Raw genomic sequence first — 17,229 nt, forward strand, 5'->3', positions numbered from 1 at the left:
ATGATGCCTGCATAGAACCGATTCAACGCCGGCCGGGCTCGAATCGGCGCGGCGAACCCAAAGACCAAGAGCAAACCTAAGGAGACTCCCATGTCCGCAGCCGACGTGCTGAAGCAGATCCAGGAAAAGGAAGTCCGCTTTGTCGACTTCCGTTTCACCGACTCCAAGGGCAAGGAACAGCATGTAACCGTTCCAGCCCATGACCTCGACGAAGAGTCGTTCGAGGAAGGCAAGATGTTCGACGGGTCGTCGATCTCCGGCTGGAAGGGCATCAACGAGTCCGACATGATCCTGATGCCGGATGCGGAGTCCGCGGTCATCGATCCGTTCTTCGAGGACATGACCATGAACATCCGCTGCGACGTGGTCGAGCCGGCCACCATGCAGGGCTACGACCGCTGCCCGCGCTCCCTGGCGCGCCGTGCCGAGGCCTATCTGCAGAGCACCGGCATTGCCGACACCGCGCTGTTCGGGCCGGAAAATGAATTCTTCGTGTTCGACGATGTGAAATGGGGCTCGGACCTCTCCGGCTCCTACTGCCGCGTGGACTCCTCCGAGGCCTCCTGGAATTCCGAGCGCGTCTACGAAGACGGCAACATCGGGCACCGCCCGGGCGTGAAGGGTGGCTACTTCCCAGTGCCGCCGGTCGACAGCCTGCACGACATCCGCTCGACCATGTGCGAAGTGATGACCGAGATGGGCCTGACCACCGAGGTGCACCACCACGAGGTGGCCACCGCCGGCCAGTGCGAGATCGGTGTCGGCCCCGCGACGCTGACCCAGAAGGCTGACGAGGTGCAGGTACTGAAGTACGTGGTGCAGAACGTGGCCCACATGCACGGCAAGACCGCGACCTTCATGCCCAAGCCGATCGTCGGCGACAACGGCTCCGGCATGCACGTGCACCAGTCGCTGTCCAAGGACGGCAAGAACCTGTTCTCCGGTGACCTGTACGGCGGCCTGTCCGAGACCGCGCTGTACTACATCGGCGGTATCATCAAGCACGCCCGCTCGCTGAACGCCTTCACCAACCCGTCCACCAACAGCTACAAGCGTCTGGTGCCGGGCTTCGAGGCGCCGGTGATGCTGGCCTACTCCGCGCGCAACCGCTCCGCGTCGCTGCGCATCCCGTTCGTGATGAGCCCGAAGGCCCGCCGCATCGAGCTGCGCTTCCCGGACTCCACCGCCAACCCGTATCTGGCGTTCGCCGCGATGCTGATGGCCGGCCTGGACGGCATCCAGAACAAGATCCACCCGGGCGACGCGATGGACAAGAACCTCTACGACCTGCCGCCGGAAGAGGAAAAGGGCATCCCGCAGGTCTGCCATTCGCTGGACCAGGCGCTGGAAGCCCTGAACCAGGATCGCGAATACCTGACCCAGGGTGGCGTGTTCACCGACGACATGATCGATGCCTACATCGACCTGAAGATGGAAGAAGTCACGCGCATGCGCATGACCACCCATCCGGTCGAATTCGACATGTACTACAGCCTGTAAGGCATCCGCATCCGGCCCCTCGGGGCCAGATGCACCGGCCGCCGCGACCTTCGGGTCCGGCGGCTTTTTTTGTGCTCGGAACCTGGCTCGACCGGGTGTCAGCGATAGGGGTTGGGCTGGCCCTCGGGGGCCGGGTGGAAACGCTTGTAGGCCCAGTTGTACTGCTCGGGGCAGCGCCGGACCAGGGCCTCCACATGGGCGTTGATCGCGGCAGCGGCGCGGGCGAAGTCGCGGTCGGCAACCTCCGGCCCGGCCTCGATCTCGTGATAGCGAAACCCGCGCCCCTTCGGCAGGCGCTCGGCGAACAAGAACACGACATGGTCCTCGCGCCCACGCAGCAGGCGCGGCAGCAGGGTCATGGTCAGCGCCGGGTGGCCGAAGAACGGCGCATGCGTACCCGAGGCGCCCTTCGGGCTCTGATCCGGCAGGATGCCGATGATCTCGCCGCGATCACGTGACTGCTGCAGCACGCGCAGCCCGGAGCGGTCGGCCGGGGCCAGGGTCGCGCCGGTGGAGGCGCGGGCGTCGCGCACCCAGCGGTCGATCTCGGGGGTCTTGAACGGGCTGTACAGGGTGGCCATCGGCCCGTGGCAGGCGGCCTGCAGCCCGGCGAACTCCCAGGAACCCAGATGCGGGGCACACAGGAACAGCGCCCGCCCGCCCTCGCGTTCGCGCAGGCGGGCGTAGCGGGGCGGCTCGACCGCCAGTCGCTCGAGGGTTTGCGGCGTAGCCTGCCAGAGCCAGGGGGACTCGGTCAGTGCCCGGCCCATCGCCATCAGCGATCCACGCCCGACCCGGCGGCGCCAGGCGGTGTCCTTGTCCGGGAAACAGAGTTCGAGGTTGCGGCGGGTGATGCGGGCGGAGCGCGTCGGCCAGTACCAGGCCAGCGCGCCGAGCAACCCGCCCAGCGCATGATTTACGCGCAGAGGGAGGCGGGCGAGCAGGCGCAGACCGCCGGCGATCAACCGGTCACGCAGATGCCGGCGTTCGGCCATGATCGCGGGATTCGGGTGGATCGGCCGGGGTCCGAGGCGGGATGCCGCCCTCGGTCATCAGCGGCTTCAGGGTTGTGCGCAGGTTGCGGAACAACCGCGGGTGCTGGGCCTCCTCCTGCGCGAGCAGCTGCTTCATGTGTTCGCGCTGGGTGGGCATCGCGAAGCAGGCCGGGCAGTTGTCCAGGATCACCGGCAGCCCGGCGGCCTCGGCGAAATCGCGGGTCTGGCGTTCGCGCACATAGACCAGCGGGCGGATCACCCGCAGGTCGCCTGCGTCGATCGCGTAGTGGGCCTTCATCGTACGCAGCTGGCCACCGTGGAAGGCACTCATCATGAAGCTCTCGGCCAGGTCATCCAGGTGCTGGCCCAGCGCCAGCACGTTGTAGCCGTGGTCGCGCGCGGTGCGATACATCAGGCCGCGTTTCATTCGCGAGCAGAAGGAGCAGAACGAGTCGTTGTCCATGTGCTCGCCGGCCAGCTCCGCGATTGGCTCGGAGACGAAGTGATACGGGATGCCGTAACCACCGAGATAGTCCATCAGCCGCTGTGGCTCGAAGCCCTCGATCTCCGGATTGATCGTGACCGCGCCGACCTCGAAGCGCACGGGCGCCCGCCGCGCCAGGCCATGCAGCAGCCACAGCAACGTCAGCGAATCCTTGCCACCGGACAGCCCGACCAGGATCCGGTCGCCCTCGCGGATCATGTCGAAGTCCGCGATGGCGCGGCCGGCCAGGCGGCGGATGGAGGTGGGGACGGCGGGCGTTTCCATGGCCCGCAACATAGGGCGGCGAGGCCCGCTTCGCAAGCGCCGCCATACCCGCAGCGGTTGCCGGATGGCGCCCATTGTCGGTGCAGCCATGCGCCGTTATGCACCCGGTGGAGGCAAGAAGCCCCGGCGCCCAGCGCCGGACGCGGGCCACACGCATGGCACCGCGCTTGCATACGGGTTGGACAGGCGCTTCAACGGTGGGGGACCGGTATGCACGATCGCAAGAGCTTGAGCCTGGCCGCCGAGCTGCGCCGGAACCTGCGCGCAGAGTTCCCGGCGGTGGCGCGGCTGTCGGTCACCAACCCCGACTTCATGGAGGCCATCCTGGACTACGCCTCACGCTCGCAGTCGAGCGCCGCCCAGGCCGCCGCGCTCTCGCTGCGCAGCGAATTGCAGCGTTCGGGGCACCTGGCACCGCCGGAAGCTGGGCCGGACTCGTCGGAACGCCACGTGGAGCCGCAACGGCGCCGGGTCTATCGGGGGCAGATCATCGACGAATAGACGGACTGCGGACTTTCCCTGCGCGAACGTTTTGGCGACACTCGGGGCCCGCAATCTAGGAAACACTGATCAATGGACACCCTTTACCCGGAGATCGAACCGCACAGCACAGGAAGGCTCGCGGTCGGTGACGGCCACGAGCTCTACTTTGAAGAATGCGGCACACCCGACGGGATTCCGGTCGTGTTTCTGCATGGCGGGCCGGGCTCGGGCTGCGAGCCGTGGCATCGGCGCTTCTACGACCCGCAGCGCTACCGCATCGTGCTGTTCGACCAGCGCGGCTGCGGGCGCTCGACGCCTCACGCGAGTCTGGAGGCCAACACCACCTGGCATGCAGTGGCCGATATCGAGCGCCTGCGCGAGCACCTGGGCATCGAGCGCTGGGCGGTGTTCGGTGGTTCCTGGGGCTCGACGCTGGGGCTGGCCTACGCACAGACCCATCCCGATCGCGTGCTGGGACTGATCCTGCGCGGGGTATTCCTGTGCCGGCCGCGGGACATCCAGTGGTTCTACCAGTCGGGGGCCGACCGCCTGTTTCCCGAGGCCTGGGCGCACTACCTACGGCCGATTCCAGCGGAGGAGCGCGACGACCTGGTCGGGGCCTACTACCGTCGGCTGACCGACCCGGATCCGGAGATCCGGCACACCGCGGCTCGCGCCTGGTCAGGCTGGGAAGGACACACCTCCTGCCTGATCCCGAACGATGACGTGATCGCGCATTTCGACGATCCGGAGGTGGCCGTAAGCCTGGCGCGGCTGGAGTGCCACTACTTCATGCACGACACCTTCCTGGAACCGGACCAGCTGCTGCGGGACGCACCACGCCTGCGCGACATACCGGGCTGGATCGTGCACGGACGCTACGACGTGGTGTGTCCGGTGGAGCAAGCGGTGGAACTGCATCGGGTCTGGCCGCAGGCGCGCATGGCGATCATCGCGGACGCCGGGCACTCGGCGGCCGAGCCAGGCATCGTGCGCAAGCTGATCGCGGCGACCGACACCCTGGCCGATGATCTCGAGGGGCAGGTCTCGGGCGGGACCGGGGCTGCCTCGACGTGATCGCGCTGATCCAGCGGGTGACCGAGGCCGCGGTGAACATCGGCGGCGAGCGCGCCGGTGCGATCGGGCCAGGGCTGCTGGCGCTGGTCGCGGTGCAGCCCGATGACAGCGAAGCGGCGGCCAGGCGGCTGCTGGAGCGGCTGCTCGGCTACCGCGTATTCGCGGATGCCGAAGGCCGCATGAACCTGAGCCTTCAGGATACCGGCGGGGGGCTCTTGCTAGTGCCGCAGTTCACGCTGGCCGCGGATACGCGCAAGGGGATGCGCCCAAGCTTTACCAGCGCCGCGAGCCCGGAGCACGGCCAGGCGCTGTTCGACTATCTGGCGAAGCAGGCGCAGGCATCGCATCCGCAAGTCGCTAGCGGGCGCTTTGGCGCGGACATGCAGGTCAGCCTGGTGAACGACGGCCCAGTGACCTTCTGGCTGGAGACGCGCGGCTGAGGAGGCCTGACCGAGGGCCCAAACAAAAGACCCGGCGCAAAGGCCGGGTCCTCGACATCACCAGTCTGGAGACCGGATCAGGCGGCGCGACGCAGGAACGGACGCTGGCCGGACTGCACGGCACGACGGATGAAGTCGGCGCGGCCGGCATCGCGACCATTCAGGTTGTCGGCGCACTGAGACGGCTCGTAGGCAGCCGCGGACAGCATCACCTCGAGCTCGCAGAGGTCGACCTTGGGCTCGGTCAGCTCTTCGGGGGTCACGTTCAGCTTGCGGCCGACGTTCCAGAACATGCGCGGGTTCCAGAGCTTGGTCTGGATACGCGGGGACTGAAACAGGGTGACGCAGCGGTTGTTGAGCTCTTGCTGATCCATGGGATACTCCTGATCGTACGGTTATTCGAGCGCGCCCGAATCTAGCCGACCCGCCCGGCGAATACAAGCGTTTCCTGATAGAAACTCCGGGAGTACCGCGTGCAAGGGGCTATTCCACGGTCACCGATTTCGCCAGATTGCGCGGCTGATCAACGTCCGTGCCCTTGAGCACCGCCGTATGGTAGGCCAGCAACTGCAACGGCACGGTCAGCAGGATCGGCGCCAGCCAGGGGCTCAGCGGCTCGCTCTGCGGCAGGCCGATCCAGATGTCCTCCGGGGCCAGGGTACGCGCCGCACTGGACTCGCCAATCACGATCAGCTGCCCGCCCCGGGCGCGCACCTCCTGGAGGTTGCTGGAGAGTTTCTCCAGCTGCGCGTCGTCGGGGGCCACGGCGACTACCGGCATCTCGGTGTCCACGAGCGCGAGCGGTCCGTGCTTCAGCTCGCCCGAGGGATACGCCTCGGCATGGATGTAGGAGATCTCCTTCAGCTTGAGCGCGCCCTCCAGGGCGATCGGGAAGTGCGCCCCGCGCCCGAGGAACAGGGCGTGGTGCCGCTCCATCAGATCCTCGGCGACGCGCGCAATCGGGTTGTCCAGGGCCAGGATGCGCGCCACCTGATCGGGGAGGCTGCGCAGGGCCGTCACCGCAGCGACGCGTTCCTCGGCGGTCATACGGGCGGCCGTAGCGGTCTGGCCCAGCAGGAGTACGAGGGTGGCGAGGGCGGCCAGCTGGGTCGTGAACGCCTTGGTCGAGGCGACGCCGATCTCGGGTCCGGCATGGGTCATCAGGACCAGATCGGCAGCCCGCGCCATGGTGCTCTCGGGGACATTGCAGATGGCCAGACGGGCCAGGAACGGCTCGTCCTGGGACTGGCGCAGCACCGCGAGGGTATCGGCGGTCTCCCCCGACTGGGAGATCACCACCAGCAGCGTGGCCGGGGCCAGCACGTGACGGCGATACCGGTATTCGCTTGCCACATCGACGCGGGCGGGCAGGCCCAGGTGCTCCTCGATCCAGTGGGCGGCCACCATTCCGGCGTGATAGCTGGTGCCGCATGCCACGATTTGCACGGCGCTGACCTCGGCCAGGCGCTCGCTGGTACCGGGCCCGAGGATGTTTTCCAGGACGGCGTCCTCGCCCAGACGGCCGGACAAGGTCTCCGCCAGTGCGTGCGGTTGCTCGTAGATCTCCTTCAGCATGAAGTGGCGATACTCGCCACGATCGGCAACGCTTGCCTGGCAGCGGGTCTCGCGGACACTGCGCTCGACCGCCTGGCCGTGCAGGTCCTGGACCTCCACGCCCTTGCGCGTCAGGCGGGCGATATCCCCGTCCTCGAGGTCGACGAATCGCTGGGTCACCGGCAGCAGGGCCTGGACGTCCGAGGCGGCAAAGAACTCGCCGATTCCGAGCCCGAGGATCAGGGGGCTTCCGAAACGCGCGACGATCAGCTCGTCGGGATAGTCGGCAAAGACCGCCGCGATGGCATAGGCCCCTTCAAGGTCGGCACAGGCGCGGCGCATGGACTCGAGGGGCGAGGCCCCGTCGACCAGGGCCTGCTCGATCCGGTGGGCAATGACCTCGCTGTCGGTTGCCGACACGCAGTGCCAGCCGGCAGCGGCCAGCTCGTCTCGCAGCCGGGCATGGTTTTCGATAATGCCGTTATGGACAATCGCGACCCGGCCGTCACGGGAACGGTGGGGGTGGGCATTCACCTCGGTGGGCGGCCCGTGGGTCGCCCAGCGCGTATGGGCAATCCCCACCGGCCCTTGCAGGCCGATCGTGTCGATCTGTTCCTCCAGGGTGGCGACCTTGCCGACCGCACGGACGTCGCGTAACGCGCGGTTCTCGATGACCGCTACACCGGCGGAGTCGTACCCGCGGTATTCCAGTCGATGCAGACCCTCGACGAAGATCGGGACCAGGTTGCGCTCACCAATACCTGCCAGCAGACCGCACATGCAAACTCCTTATGTCGAGTCGGACTTTTGTGTCTAGTCGGACTTCTTCTTGGGGCGCGGCCAGTCCTGGATAACGCGCGGGCGTGCACGGGTCAGCGCCAGCGCACGCGGGTCGACATCGTCGGACAAGGTCGAGCCCGCCCCCACCGTCGCGTCATCGCCGATGCGGATGGGCGCCACCAGGGCCGTGTTGGAGCCGATGAACGCTCGCTCGCCGATCTCGGTGCGATGCTTGTTGGCACCATCATAGTTGCAGGTAATCGTCCCTGCGCCCAGATTGGCGCCGGCCCCGACGCTGGCATCCCCGACGTAGGTCAGGTGGTTCGCCTTCGCGCCCGGACCCAGCGTGGCGTTCTTGATCTCGACAAAGTTGCCGACGCGGGCACCGGGGCCGAGCTCGGTCCCCGGGCGCAGACGGGCGAACGGCCCAACATTGGCCCCCTCGCCGATCCTTACACCTTCCAGGACACTGTGTGCCGCGACCTGCGTGCCGGATCCAATCTCGCAATCGCGCAACACGCAGCCGGGGCCAATATAGACATCGTCCGCCAGCGTCACCGTGCCCTCGATCACGACGTTCACGTCGATCGAACAGTCGTGTCCGAATTTCAGGACGCCGCGCACATCCAGGCGCGCGGGGTCCGCCACTGCGAGACCATCCCGCATCATCCGGGAGCACTGCTCCGCCTGGTGCAGGCGCTCCTGGACGGCCAGCTGCTCGCGGTCGTTCACACCCAGCACGGCGACGGGATCGGAACTGCGCACGACATCGATCACCCGTCCTTGACCTCGTGCCACGGCCACAATGTCGGTCAGATACCACTCGCGCGGCCCTGCCGGATCGGGCTCGCAGGAAGCTAGCCAACCACGCAAGTCCCCGGCCGGTGCGGCGAGCACGCCGGTATTGATCAGGTCGACCGCACGTTCCCCGCTGGTGGCCTCCTTGTGCTCGACGATCCGCTCCAGCTGGCCCGCGGCATCGAGGATCAGGCGACCGTATCCGGTGGGGTCGGGAACCTGAGCGGCCAGGACGGTTACGCCAGTGCCGCGAGCACAGGCCTCCAGGTCCGCGACCGGGATCCGCGGGACGTCCCCATAGGTCACCAGGACACGCGCATGGTCGGGGATGTGCTGCAGGGCCTGATAAACCGCATGCCCGGTCCCCCGCGGCTCGCCCTGGTCGATCCAGTCAAGTGCGGGGACGTGCTCGGCAAATGCGGCTCGCACACGTTCCTGTTCGTGGCTCACCACGACGTGGAGCGCGTCGGCTTCCAGCGGCGCCACGCGTTGGAGGACATGGTCCAGCAGGGGGCGTCCGGCTAGAGATTGCAGGACCTTGGGGAGGCGCGACCGCATGCGCGTCCCCTTGCCGGCCGCGAGGACCGCGATATGAAGGGGTGTCGTCTCAGGCATGGGTGCAATCATAAAGGGCCAACCGAATCGGTTGGCCCTTGGGGTCGGTCATTCGTCGCAGTTTGCCGGATTATTTCCGGCGCAACTTCTGGATCATCTGCAGGCGGGCGGCGGCCTCCACGAGTTCCGCCTGCGCCTTGGCGTAGTCGAAATCGGCCTTGGAGTTCTCCAGGGCCTCCTCCGCACGTTTCTTCGCCTCCAGGGCCTCGGCCTCGTCGAGATCCTTGGCCCGCACCGCCGTATCCGCCAGGACCGTCACATGATACGGCTGGACCTCGAGGATACCGCCCGAGACGAACACCGGCTGCGGATCGGCGCCTTCCTTTTCCAGGATGCGCAGCTCGCCCGGGTTCAGGCGCGCCAGCATCTGGGTGTGGCCCGCATAGACACCGACCTCGCCACCCTCGGCCGGGGCCGCGATCATCAGCGCGGTCCCGGAGTAGATGGACTCCTCGGCACTGACCACATCCACGTGCATCGTCATGGGCATGTTGCTCACTCCTTAGCCGAGCTTCTCGGCCTTCTCGACGGCTTCCTCGATGGTGCCGACCATGTAGAAGGCCTGTTCGGGCAGATGGTCATACTCGCCAGCCACGATGGCCTTGAACGCGCGGATGGTGTCCTTCAGAGACACGTACTTGCCCGGCGCCCCGGTGAACACCTCGGCCACGAAGAACGGCTGCGACAGGTAGCGCTGGATCTTTCGCGCACGGGCCACGACCAGCTTGTCGTCTTCCGACAGCTCGTCCATGCCGAGGATCGCGATGATGTCCTTCAGCTCCTTGTAACGCTGCAGAGTGTTCTGCACCGCACGGGCGGTGTCGTAGTGTTCCTGCCCGATGATCTGCGGGTCCAGCTGGCGCGAGGTCGAGTCCAGCGGATCCACGGCCGGGTAGATGCCCAGCTCGGCGATCTGGCGCGAGAGCACGACGGTCGCATCCAGGTGCGCAAAGGTCGTGGCCGGCGACGGGTCGGTCAAGTCATCCGCCGGCACGTAGACCGCCTGGATGGAGGTGATCGAGCCCTTCTTGGTCGAGGTGATGCGCTCCTGCAGCACACCCATCTCTTCCGCCAGGGTCGGCTGGTAGCCCACCGCGGACGGCATGCGCCCCAGCAGCGCGGAGACCTCGGTCCCGGCCAGGGTGTAACGGTAGATGTTGTCGATGAACATCAGCACGTCGCGGCCTTCGTCACGGAAGAACTCGGCCATCGTCAGGCCGGTCAGCGCGACACGCAGGCGGTTACCCGGCGGCTCGTTCATCTGGCCGTAGACCAGGGCCACCTTGTCGAGGACGTTGGAGTCCTTCATCTCGTGGTAGAAGTCGTTCCCTTCACGGGTACGCTCGCCCACACCGGCGAACACGGAGTAACCGGAATGCTCGATCGCGATGTTGCGGATCAGCTCCATCATGTTCACGGTCTTGCCCACGCCGGCACCGCCGAACAGGCCGACCTTGCCGCCCTTCGCGAACGGGCACAGGAGATCGATCACCTTGATTCCGGTTTCCAGCAGCTCGGTGGAGCCCGCCTGCTCGTCGAAGGTCGGGGCGGCACGGTGGATCGACCAGGTTTCCTGGGCCTCCACGTCGCCGGCGTTGTCCACCGGGCGGCCGAGCACGTCCATCACGCGGCCCAGGGTCCCCTTGCCGACCGGCACGGAGATCGGCTTGCCGGTCGCGGTGACCGGGGTCTGACGCTTCACACCCTCTGTGGTCCCCATGGCGATCGTGCGCACGACGCCGTCACCCAGCTGCTGCTGGACTTCCAGGGTCAGGCCGTTTTCCAGGGTCAGGGCGTCGTAGACCTTGGGCACTTCGCCGTGGGGGAACTCCACGTCCACGACGGCGCCGATGATTTCGACAATTTTTCCGGAACTCATTTGTTCATCCTCGTAAGTCGTAATTCGTGCCGAGCCGATCGATTCGTGCCGGCGGGCGCTAGACCGCAGCCGCGCCGCTGACGATCTCGGAGATCTCCTGGGTGATCGCGGCCTGGCGCGCCTTGTTGTAGACGAGCTGCAGGTCCTTGATCATCGTGCCGGCGTTGTCGGAGGCCGACTTCATCGCGACCATGCGCGCGGCCATTTCGCAGGCCACGTTCTCGACCACCGCCTGGTAGATCAGCGACTCGACATAGCGCTCGAGCAGGGTATCCATCACCGGAACCGTATCGGGCTCGTAGATGTAGTCCCAGTGATGCTTCAGAGACTCGTCCTTGCTCGGCGCGGTCGGCAGAAGCTGGGTCGCCTCCGGCTGCTGGGTCATCGTGTTGACGAACTTGTTCTCCAGCAGCACGACGCGGTCGACCTTGCCATCGCGGAAGTTGTCCAGCACCACCTTGATGGAGCCAATCAGGTCCGTGATGTGCGGGCGATCACCCAGATCGCGCGCCTCGGCCACGATGTTGCCACCCAGGCGCTTGAAGAACTGCAGCGCCTTGTTGCCGACGACGCACAGGTCCACCTCGACGCCCTCTTCGCGGTAACGCCGCATCTCGCCGACGGCCTTCTTGAACAGGTTGGTGTTCAACCCGCCGCATAGGCCACGATCGGTCGAGACGATGATCAGCGCCACACGCTTCACTTCGCGCTCGACCATGAACGGATGCTTGTACTCCGCGTTGGCCATCGCGACGTGACCGATCACGTCGTGGATCTTCTGGGCGTAAGGCCGGGACTCTTCCATACGGTCCTGGGCCTTGCGCATCTTGGACGCTGCGACCATCTCCATGGCCTTGGTGATCTTCTGAGTATTCTGGATACTCTTGATCTGCGTCCGGATCTCCTTAGTGCCCGCCATTGCGTGCTCCCGTTACCAGCTGTGCTTGGCCTTGAACTCTTCCAGGGCCTTCTTCAGCTTTTCCTGGATGGAGTCGTTGTAGTCGCCAGAGCTGTTGATTTCGTCCAGGAGCTCCTTCTGCGAGGAACGCGCGTAGGCCATCAGTTCCTTTTCGAAGCTCACGACCTTGTCCGCCTCGACGTCATCGAGGTAGCCCTCGTTGGCGGCGTACAGCGAGAACGCCATCTCGCCGATGGACATCGGCTGGTACTGGCCCTGCTTCATCAGTTCGGTGACGCGCTTGCCGCGGTCAAGCTGCTTGCGGGTCAGCTCGTCGAGATCGGAGGCGAACTGCGAGAACGCCGCCAGTTCACGGTACTGCGCCAGCGCCAGACGCACACCACCACCAAGCTTCTTGATGATCTTGGTCTGCGCGGCCCCACCGACTCGGGAGACCGACAGACCAGCGTTGATCGCCGGGCGGATGCCCGAGTTGAACAGGTCGGTCTCGAGGAAGATCTGGCCGTCGGTTATCGAGATCACGTTGGTCGGCACGAACGCGGACACGTCGCCCGCCTGGGTCTCGATGATCGGCAGCGCGGTCAGCGAGCCGGTCTGGCCCTTCACTTCGCCGTTGGTCATCTGCTCGACGTAGTCGGCGTTCACGCGGGAGGCGCGCTCCAGCAGGCGCGAGTGCAGATAGAAGACGTCACCCGGATAGGCTTCGCGGCCGGGCGGACGACGCAGTAGCAGCGACACCTGACGGTAGGCCCAGGCCTGCTTGGTCAGATCGTCGTAGACGATCAGGGCGTCTTCACCACGATCGCGGAAGTACTCGCCCATCGCGCAGCCGGCGTACGGGGCGATGAACTGCATCGCGGCCGACTCGGAGGCGTTGGCGGCCACAATGATGGTGTTATCCATCGCACCGGCCTCTTCCAGCTTGGCCACCACAGAGGCAACCGACGAGGCCTTCTGACCCACGGCGACGTAGATACACTTAACGCCGGAGTCCTTCTGGTTGATGATCGCGTCGATCGCCACCGCGGTCTTACCGGTCTGGCGGTCACCGATGATCAGCTCGCGCTGGCCACGGCCCACGGGGACCATCGCGTCGATCGCCTTGATGCCGGACTGCAGCGGCTGGTCAACCGACTGCCGGTCGATAACACCGGGGGCAATCTTCTCGATCGGGCTGGAGACTCCGGTTTCCACCGGACCCTTGCCGTCGATCGGGCGGCCGAGGGAGTCGACCACGCGGCCCAGCAGGCCCTCGCCCACCGGCACCTCAAGGATGCGACCGGTGCACTTGGCGGTATCGCCTTCTTTAATGTGCTTGTAGTCACCCAGGATCACGACGCCGACAGAGTCACGCTCGAGGTTGAGCGCCATGCCGAAGGTGTCGCCGGGGAACTCGATCATTTCGCCCTGCATGACATCGCCAAGGCCGTGCACGCGAGCGATACCGTCGGTCAGGCTGACCACGGAGCCCTCGTTGGCGGCCTCGGAGGAGGCATCGAATTTCTCGATGCGCTGTTTGATCAGATCACTGATCTCGGAGGGATTCAGTTGCATGTTAAATATCCTCTTAGCGACTCAAATTGGCAGCCAGGCGGTTCAGCTGGCCTCGCACGGAGCCGTCGATTACCAGGTCGCCGGCGCGGATGATGGCCCCGCCGAGCAGGGAGCTGTCGACTGAACACTCGAGATCGACTTCGCAGCCCAGGCCTTTGGCCAGGGCATCGTGGATCTCTTTCTCCTGCGCCTGCGTGAGCTTGCGGAAGGCGATTACGTCGGCGTGGACGCGCTTTTCGGCCTCGGCCTTCATCGCGGAGAACGCGTCGTAGACGGCGGGCAGCGCGGGCAGGCGACCATTTTCGGCCAGCAGCCGAACCAGGTTGCCGGCCTCGGGGCCGACCTTGTCGCCGGCCACGTCCAGCACGAGCTGCGCGCGATCGGCACGCGGGAGCCGCGGGTTGGAGAGGAGACTGTGCATCTGCGAGTCGGCGGCGATGGCCGCCAGCAACTCGAGCTGCTCGGCCCAGCCAGCGAGATCGTTTTTCTCCTGGGCCCGCTCGAAAGCGGCGCGGGCGTAGGGTCGGGCGACCGAAATCAGGTCTGACATAACGTCTCCTTAGAGCTTGGCCGCGAGCTTCTTCAGCAGATCGCCGTGGGCCTTGGCATCGATCTCCTTGGCCAGGATCTGCTCGGCACCGGCAACCGCCAGCTGGGAGACCTGCTTGCGCAGTTCTTCCTTCGCACGGTTGATCTCCTGCTCAATCTCGGAGTGCGCCTGTTCCTTGATACGCTCGCCTTCCTCGCGCGCGGTGGTCTTGCTTTCCTCGACCAGCTCTGTCGCACGCTTCTGCGCAGAGGCCATGATCTCGTTGGCCTGCTGCTTGGCCTCCTTGATCACCGCGGTCGCGCGCTCCTGGGCGAGCTCCTGTTCCTTTTCGCCACGCTCGGCGGCGGCCAGGCCGTCCGCAATCTTCTTGCGGCGCTCTTCCAGGGCGGCGGACATGGGCGGCCAAACGTAGCGCATCGTGAACCACACGAATACGGCAAACGCCAGGAGCTGGCCGATGATGGTCAGATTGATATTCATCCTGCTACCTCAGGTTGACGAGTGGAGGGGACCTCGGGACTCGCTCAGCCTTGTTAACCCAGGGCGAACAGAACGTACAGGCCGATACCCACGCCGATCATCGGCACGGCGTCGGTCAGACCCATCACGATAAAGAACTGAGTACGCAGCATCGGGATCAGTTCCGGCTGACGCGCGGCGCCTTCCAGGAAGCGACCACCCAGGGTACCCACGCCGATGGCGGCGCCGACAGCGGCCAGACCCAGAAGCAGAGAGCCAGCCAGGACGATCAGAGCGTTAGCCATTTCCATTTTTGTATCTCCAGTCGAGTGTTGAAACGGTCAGTTTGAAGGTGAATCGAATCAGTGGTCTTCGCTGTACGCCATGTCCAGATAGACGACGGTCAGCACCATGAAGATGAAGGCCTGCAGCGGCACCACGAGAATGTGGAAGATCGCCCAGCCGACATGCAGCACACCACCGGCCAGACCCAGGATCAGGCCCGCGGAGTACATAACGCCGATCAGGATGAAGATCATCTCCGCCGCGTACAGGTTGCCGAACAGTCGCAGGGCGAGCGATGCGGGCTTGGCCAGCAGGTTGATGAACTCCAGCGCGAAGTTGATCACCCAGAAGATCGGCTTCAGGAACACGATGTTGGTCTGGAACGGGATGCCCGTCAGTTCCTTGATAAAGCCCACCGGGCCCTTGATCTTCAGCGAGTAGTAGATGATCAGGACGAACACGCCCAGCGCCAGACCCGCGGTCACGTTGATGTCTGTGGTCGGCACGATCTTGAAGTAGGGGATACCCAGCAGATAGGCGATGTGCGGCAGCAGATCCACCGGCACCAGGTCCATCAGGTTGAGCAGGAAGATCCAGACAAAGATGGTCAGCGCGAGTGGCGCGACCATGTCGTTCTTGTGCTTGAACGAGCCACGGACGTTGTCGTTAACAAAGTCCATCGTCATTTCGACAAAGTTCTGCCAGCCACCCGGGACGCCAGCGGTGACCTTCTTGGCGGCAGCGCGAAACGTGAGGATAAACAGGAGGCCAAGACCAATCGACCACAGCATGGAGTCGACATGGATCGCCCAGAAGCCCATTTCGGCGGCCTGGGTGCTGGTCGTGGCGAAGCTCAACCCGTTCTCGGGGTGGAGCCCAAAGGTGAGGTTCGTGAGATGGTGAGCAATGTGCTCTTCCATCGTGGGCAGTTCGCTTTCTGAAGCCATGCAGTTATCTCGTCATTGCTTGATCAGAAACCCGGTGCAGCCACCAGAGCGGGGCCAGATGCACCAGGAGGAAGATGCCGAACAAAGCCAGCAAGTTCGGCTCGTCCAGGTAAGCGAACGCCACCCCGAATGCCACCGCGATGATTACGAGTCGTCCCAGCTCGGCGCCCATCATTCGCGCCGTGAGCGAGCCCACCTGATCAGAGCGGTAGGCTCGAAACACAACGACCGCGGCCACGGCATTGCCGAGGGTCGCGGTCAAGCCGCCGACCATGGCCGAGATCGCCACGATCGGGGGGAACAGGGCCAGTAGTAGGCCCGACAGTATCAGCGTTAGGGCGAGCTGCAGACCGATCGATTGTAAGGCGTGTCTGAAGCGTCGCGGTGTCATTCAGCGGATGGGCACACCCACCCCTCTCCCAAAAAGTGCGCGCATTATAAGAGCACCCTTCTATTAGGTCAAACCGTTATGGGGTGGCCAAAGGGGCGTGGGGAGAGGCTTTGGGCGAGGCAGACGGGCTTTTTACTGGATGTGTTCGAGGATGCCGTCGAGCTCGTCGAGGCTGTTGTATTCGATGACCAGTCGGCCCTTGCCCTGGCGGTTGTAGCGGACCTGGACGGGGGCCCCGAGGCGATCAGACAGGCGGCTTTCGAGTTGCCGGACCTCTGGCGAGGGGCCGGCCTCCTTGCGCGGCTCCGGCTGCGCCGAGAGGACCTTCTTGACCAGTTGCTCGGTGGCGCGGACGGTCATGTCACGCTTGACGACCGTCGCGGCCACCCCCGGCTGGTCGTCCAGCGGCAGGGCCAGCAGAGAGCGGGCATGGCCCATCTCCAGCCGGCCCTCGTTCACATGTTCCTTGACCACGTCGTGCAACTCCAGCAGACGCAGCAGGTTGGTGACGGAGGTGCGCGAACGGCCGACCGCATCCGCCGCCGCCTGATGGGTCATCTCGAATTCGTCGATCAGGCGCCGGATGGCCTGCGCCTCTTCCAGCGGGTTCAGGTCCTCGCGCTGGATGTTCTCGATCAGCGACATCGCGGCCGCGGCCTGATCGGGGATGTCGCGCACCACCGCCGGCACGCTCTCCAGCCCCGCAATTTGGGCGGCTCGCCAGCGGCGTTCGCCAGCAATCAGTTCGAAGCCGCCCTCGACCCGGCGCACGACAACCGGCTGAACAATGCCCTGGGCACGAATCGACTCGGCCAGCTCCGCGAGCGCGGGCTCGGACATGTGCACGCGCGGCTGATACTGACCGCGGCGGATCTGTTCGATCGGCAGCTGCGCCAGGGAGTCACTCTCGTTGCCGCCGCTTTGTGCCCCCGACAGGAGGGCATCGAGCCCGCGGCCCAGTCCACGTTTTGCCATCGTTTCAGTCCTGCTCGTCTAGGGAAACACTGATTAATGCACGCGCTCGCGCTCGAGTCGCTTTTGCGTGCGAACAAGGCGCGGTGACTGCCGTGCAGTCATTCTGCACAAGGGAACAGCAACGCCGTGCGCGCGCAAAAGCGGCCGAGCCCCTTCGGGGTTGGCACCCCAGGTTCCCCGATCCTGCGTTGCGCCGCTTGCGGGTAGAACCACTACCCGCTGCACGACGCGCCTTGTCTCGGAAAACCTGGGGTGCCAA

19 protein-coding genes are annotated in these 17,229 nt (G+C 65.4%); 4 read left to right on the forward strand and 15 right to left on the reverse strand.

All coding sequences use genetic code 11. The annotated features are described in order from the left end of the window. The first annotated feature begins 90 nt into the window (after positions 1 to 90). Positions 91 to 1,500: a glutamate--ammonia ligase gene (gene glnA / locus F468_RS0100705; protein WP_018175062.1), complete on the forward strand. Its 1,410-nt coding sequence runs from the start codon at positions 91 to 93 to the stop codon at positions 1,498 to 1,500. A gap of 98 nt (positions 1,501 to 1,598) precedes the next feature. On the opposite strand, the gene F468_RS0100710 is transcribed toward glnA, so the two are convergent. Next, positions 1,599 to 2,495, reverse strand: coding sequence for a lysophospholipid acyltransferase family protein (locus tag F468_RS0100710; protein ID WP_018139727.1), 897 nt, complete (start codon positions 2,493 to 2,495; stop codon positions 1,599 to 1,601). Next, on the reverse strand, positions 2,470 to 3,264 hold the full coding sequence (locus F468_RS0100715) for an ATP-binding protein (RefSeq protein ID WP_026296476.1): 795 nt from the start codon (positions 3,262 to 3,264) through the stop codon (positions 2,470 to 2,472). The genes F468_RS0100710 and F468_RS0100715 overlap by 26 nt, the downstream gene beginning before the upstream one ends. 210 nt (positions 3,265 to 3,474) lie before the next feature. On the opposite strand from F468_RS0100715, the gene F468_RS0100720 reads away from it, so the two are divergent. From F468_RS0100720 to dtd, 3 genes are all read left to right on the forward strand, one after another. Continuing rightward, entirely contained in the window at positions 3,475 to 3,765 is a 291-nt protein-coding gene (locus F468_RS0100720) for a hypothetical protein (protein ID WP_018139729.1), read from the forward strand. A gap of 72 nt (positions 3,766 to 3,837) precedes the next feature. Further along, positions 3,838 to 4,824, forward strand: coding sequence for a prolyl aminopeptidase (gene pip, locus F468_RS0100725; RefSeq protein ID WP_018139730.1), 987 nt, complete (start codon positions 3,838 to 3,840; stop codon positions 4,822 to 4,824). After that, a complete protein-coding gene (gene dtd, locus F468_RS0100730; protein WP_018994438.1) occupies positions 4,821 to 5,264 on the forward strand; it encodes a D-aminoacyl-tRNA deacylase in 444 nt (147 codons plus the stop codon). The genes pip and dtd overlap by 4 nt, the downstream gene beginning before the upstream one ends. 77 nt (positions 5,265 to 5,341) lie before the next feature. On the opposite strand, the gene F468_RS0100735 is transcribed toward dtd, so the two are convergent. The 13 genes from F468_RS0100735 to F468_RS0100795 form a co-directional block, all read right to left on the reverse strand. Continuing rightward, positions 5,342 to 5,638 (reverse strand): hypothetical protein, encoded by a 297-nt coding sequence (locus F468_RS0100735; protein ID WP_018139732.1) that lies wholly within the window; start codon positions 5,636 to 5,638, stop codon positions 5,342 to 5,344. Between the two features lie 109 nt (positions 5,639 to 5,747). Then, positions 5,748 to 7,598 carry a glutamine--fructose-6-phosphate transaminase (isomerizing) gene (gene glmS, locus F468_RS0100740; protein ID WP_018993355.1) on the reverse strand — a complete coding sequence of 617 codons (1,851 nt, stop codon included), beginning with the start codon at positions 7,596 to 7,598 and terminating at the stop codon, positions 5,748 to 5,750. 33 nt (positions 7,599 to 7,631) lie between these two features. Continuing rightward, positions 7,632 to 9,011: a bifunctional UDP-N-acetylglucosamine diphosphorylase/glucosamine-1-phosphate N-acetyltransferase GlmU gene (gene glmU, locus F468_RS0100745; protein WP_081616947.1), complete on the reverse strand. Its 1,380-nt coding sequence runs from the start codon at positions 9,009 to 9,011 to the stop codon at positions 7,632 to 7,634. Positions 9,012 to 9,081: 70 nt separating this feature from the next. After that, complete coding sequence (locus tag F468_RS0100750; RefSeq protein WP_018139735.1) at positions 9,082 to 9,501, reverse strand: F0F1 ATP synthase subunit epsilon; 420 nt, start codon at positions 9,499 to 9,501, stop codon at positions 9,082 to 9,084. A 12-nt stretch (positions 9,502 to 9,513) separates the two neighbouring features. Beyond that, positions 9,514 to 10,890 (reverse strand): F0F1 ATP synthase subunit beta, encoded by a 1,377-nt coding sequence (atpD, locus tag F468_RS0100755; RefSeq protein WP_012983948.1) that lies wholly within the window; start codon positions 10,888 to 10,890, stop codon positions 9,514 to 9,516. Between the two features lie 58 nt (positions 10,891 to 10,948). Continuing rightward, positions 10,949 to 11,809 (reverse strand): F0F1 ATP synthase subunit gamma, encoded by an 861-nt coding sequence (gene atpG, locus F468_RS0100760; protein WP_018139736.1) that lies wholly within the window; start codon positions 11,807 to 11,809, stop codon positions 10,949 to 10,951. 12 nt (positions 11,810 to 11,821) lie between these two features. Continuing rightward, positions 11,822 to 13,363, reverse strand: coding sequence for a F0F1 ATP synthase subunit alpha (atpA, locus tag F468_RS0100765; RefSeq protein ID WP_018139737.1), 1,542 nt, complete (start codon positions 13,361 to 13,363; stop codon positions 11,822 to 11,824). 13 nt (positions 13,364 to 13,376) lie between these two features. After that, on the reverse strand, positions 13,377 to 13,913 hold the full coding sequence (locus F468_RS0100770; protein WP_012983951.1) for a F0F1 ATP synthase subunit delta: 537 nt from the start codon (positions 13,911 to 13,913) through the stop codon (positions 13,377 to 13,379). Between the two features lie 9 nt (positions 13,914 to 13,922). Then, entirely contained in the window at positions 13,923 to 14,393 is a 471-nt protein-coding gene (locus F468_RS0100775; RefSeq protein WP_012983952.1) for a F0F1 ATP synthase subunit B, read from the reverse strand. A gap of 53 nt (positions 14,394 to 14,446) precedes the next feature. Further along, entirely contained in the window at positions 14,447 to 14,683 is a 237-nt protein-coding gene (atpE, locus tag F468_RS0100780) for a F0F1 ATP synthase subunit C (protein WP_012983953.1), read from the reverse strand. A gap of 51 nt (positions 14,684 to 14,734) precedes the next feature. Then, on the reverse strand, positions 14,735 to 15,577 hold the full coding sequence (atpB, locus tag F468_RS0100785; protein WP_018139738.1) for a F0F1 ATP synthase subunit A: 843 nt from the start codon (positions 15,575 to 15,577) through the stop codon (positions 14,735 to 14,737). A gap of 31 nt (positions 15,578 to 15,608) precedes the next feature. Then, entirely contained in the window at positions 15,609 to 15,995 is a 387-nt protein-coding gene (locus F468_RS0100790) for an ATP synthase subunit I (RefSeq protein ID WP_012983955.1), read from the reverse strand. A 132-nt stretch (positions 15,996 to 16,127) separates the two neighbouring features. After that, positions 16,128 to 16,970, reverse strand: a complete 843-nt coding sequence (locus F468_RS0100795; RefSeq protein ID WP_018139739.1) for a ParB/RepB/Spo0J family partition protein — start codon at positions 16,968 to 16,970, stop codon at positions 16,128 to 16,130. Positions 16,971 to 17,229 lie beyond the last annotated feature (259 nt).

Origin of the sequence: Thioalkalivibrio sp. ALJ2, from assembly GCF_000378325.1 — a bacterium.
Classification (GTDB): domain Bacteria; phylum Pseudomonadota; class Gammaproteobacteria; order Ectothiorhodospirales; family Ectothiorhodospiraceae; genus Thioalkalivibrio.

Bases quoted from the DNA above. Each gene is read 5' to 3' on its own strand.
- F468_RS0100775 (WP_012983952.1), bottom strand. From the start codon at position 14,393: ATGAATATCAATCTGACCATCATCGGCCAGCTCCTGGCGTTTGCCGTA.
- pip (WP_018139730.1), top strand. From the start codon at position 3,838: ATGGACACCCTTTACCCGGAGATCGAACCGCACAGCACAGGAAGGCTC.
- F468_RS0100715 (WP_026296476.1), bottom strand. From the start codon at position 3,264: ATGGAAACGCCCGCCGTCCCCACCTCCATCCGCCGCCTGGCCGGCCGC.
- glmU (WP_081616947.1), bottom strand. From the start codon at position 9,011: ATGCCTGAGACGACACCCCTTCATATCGCGGTCCTCGCGGCCGGCAAG.
- atpB (WP_018139738.1), bottom strand. From the start codon at position 15,577: ATGGAAGAGCACATTGCTCACCATCTCACGAACCTCACCTTTGGGCTC.
- F468_RS0100795 (WP_018139739.1), bottom strand. From the start codon at position 16,970: ATGGCAAAACGTGGACTGGGCCGCGGGCTCGATGCCCTCCTGTCGGGG.
- F468_RS0100720 (WP_018139729.1), top strand. From the start codon at position 3,475: ATGCACGATCGCAAGAGCTTGAGCCTGGCCGCCGAGCTGCGCCGGAAC.
- glnA (WP_018175062.1), top strand. From the start codon at position 91: ATGTCCGCAGCCGACGTGCTGAAGCAGATCCAGGAAAAGGAAGTCCGC.
- atpD (WP_012983948.1), bottom strand. From the start codon at position 10,890: ATGAGTTCCGGAAAAATTGTCGAAATCATCGGCGCCGTCGTGGACGTG.
- atpA (WP_018139737.1), bottom strand. From the start codon at position 13,363: ATGCAACTGAATCCCTCCGAGATCAGTGATCTGATCAAACAGCGCATC.
- F468_RS0100750 (WP_018139735.1), bottom strand. From the start codon at position 9,501: ATGCCCATGACGATGCACGTGGATGTGGTCAGTGCCGAGGAGTCCATC.
- F468_RS0100710 (WP_018139727.1), bottom strand. From the start codon at position 2,495: ATGGCCGAACGCCGGCATCTGCGTGACCGGTTGATCGCCGGCGGTCTG.
- glmS (WP_018993355.1), bottom strand. From the start codon at position 7,598: ATGTGCGGTCTGCTGGCAGGTATTGGTGAGCGCAACCTGGTCCCGATC.
- atpE (WP_012983953.1), bottom strand. From the start codon at position 14,683: ATGGAAATGGCTAACGCTCTGATCGTCCTGGCTGGCTCTCTGCTTCTG.
- F468_RS0100735 (WP_018139732.1), bottom strand. From the start codon at position 5,638: ATGGATCAGCAAGAGCTCAACAACCGCTGCGTCACCCTGTTTCAGTCC.
- F468_RS0100770 (WP_012983951.1), bottom strand. From the start codon at position 13,913: ATGTCAGACCTGATTTCGGTCGCCCGACCCTACGCCCGCGCCGCTTTC.
- atpG (WP_018139736.1), bottom strand. From the start codon at position 11,809: ATGGCGGGCACTAAGGAGATCCGGACGCAGATCAAGAGTATCCAGAAT.
- F468_RS0100790 (WP_012983955.1), bottom strand. From the start codon at position 15,995: ATGACACCGCGACGCTTCAGACACGCCTTACAATCGATCGGTCTGCAG.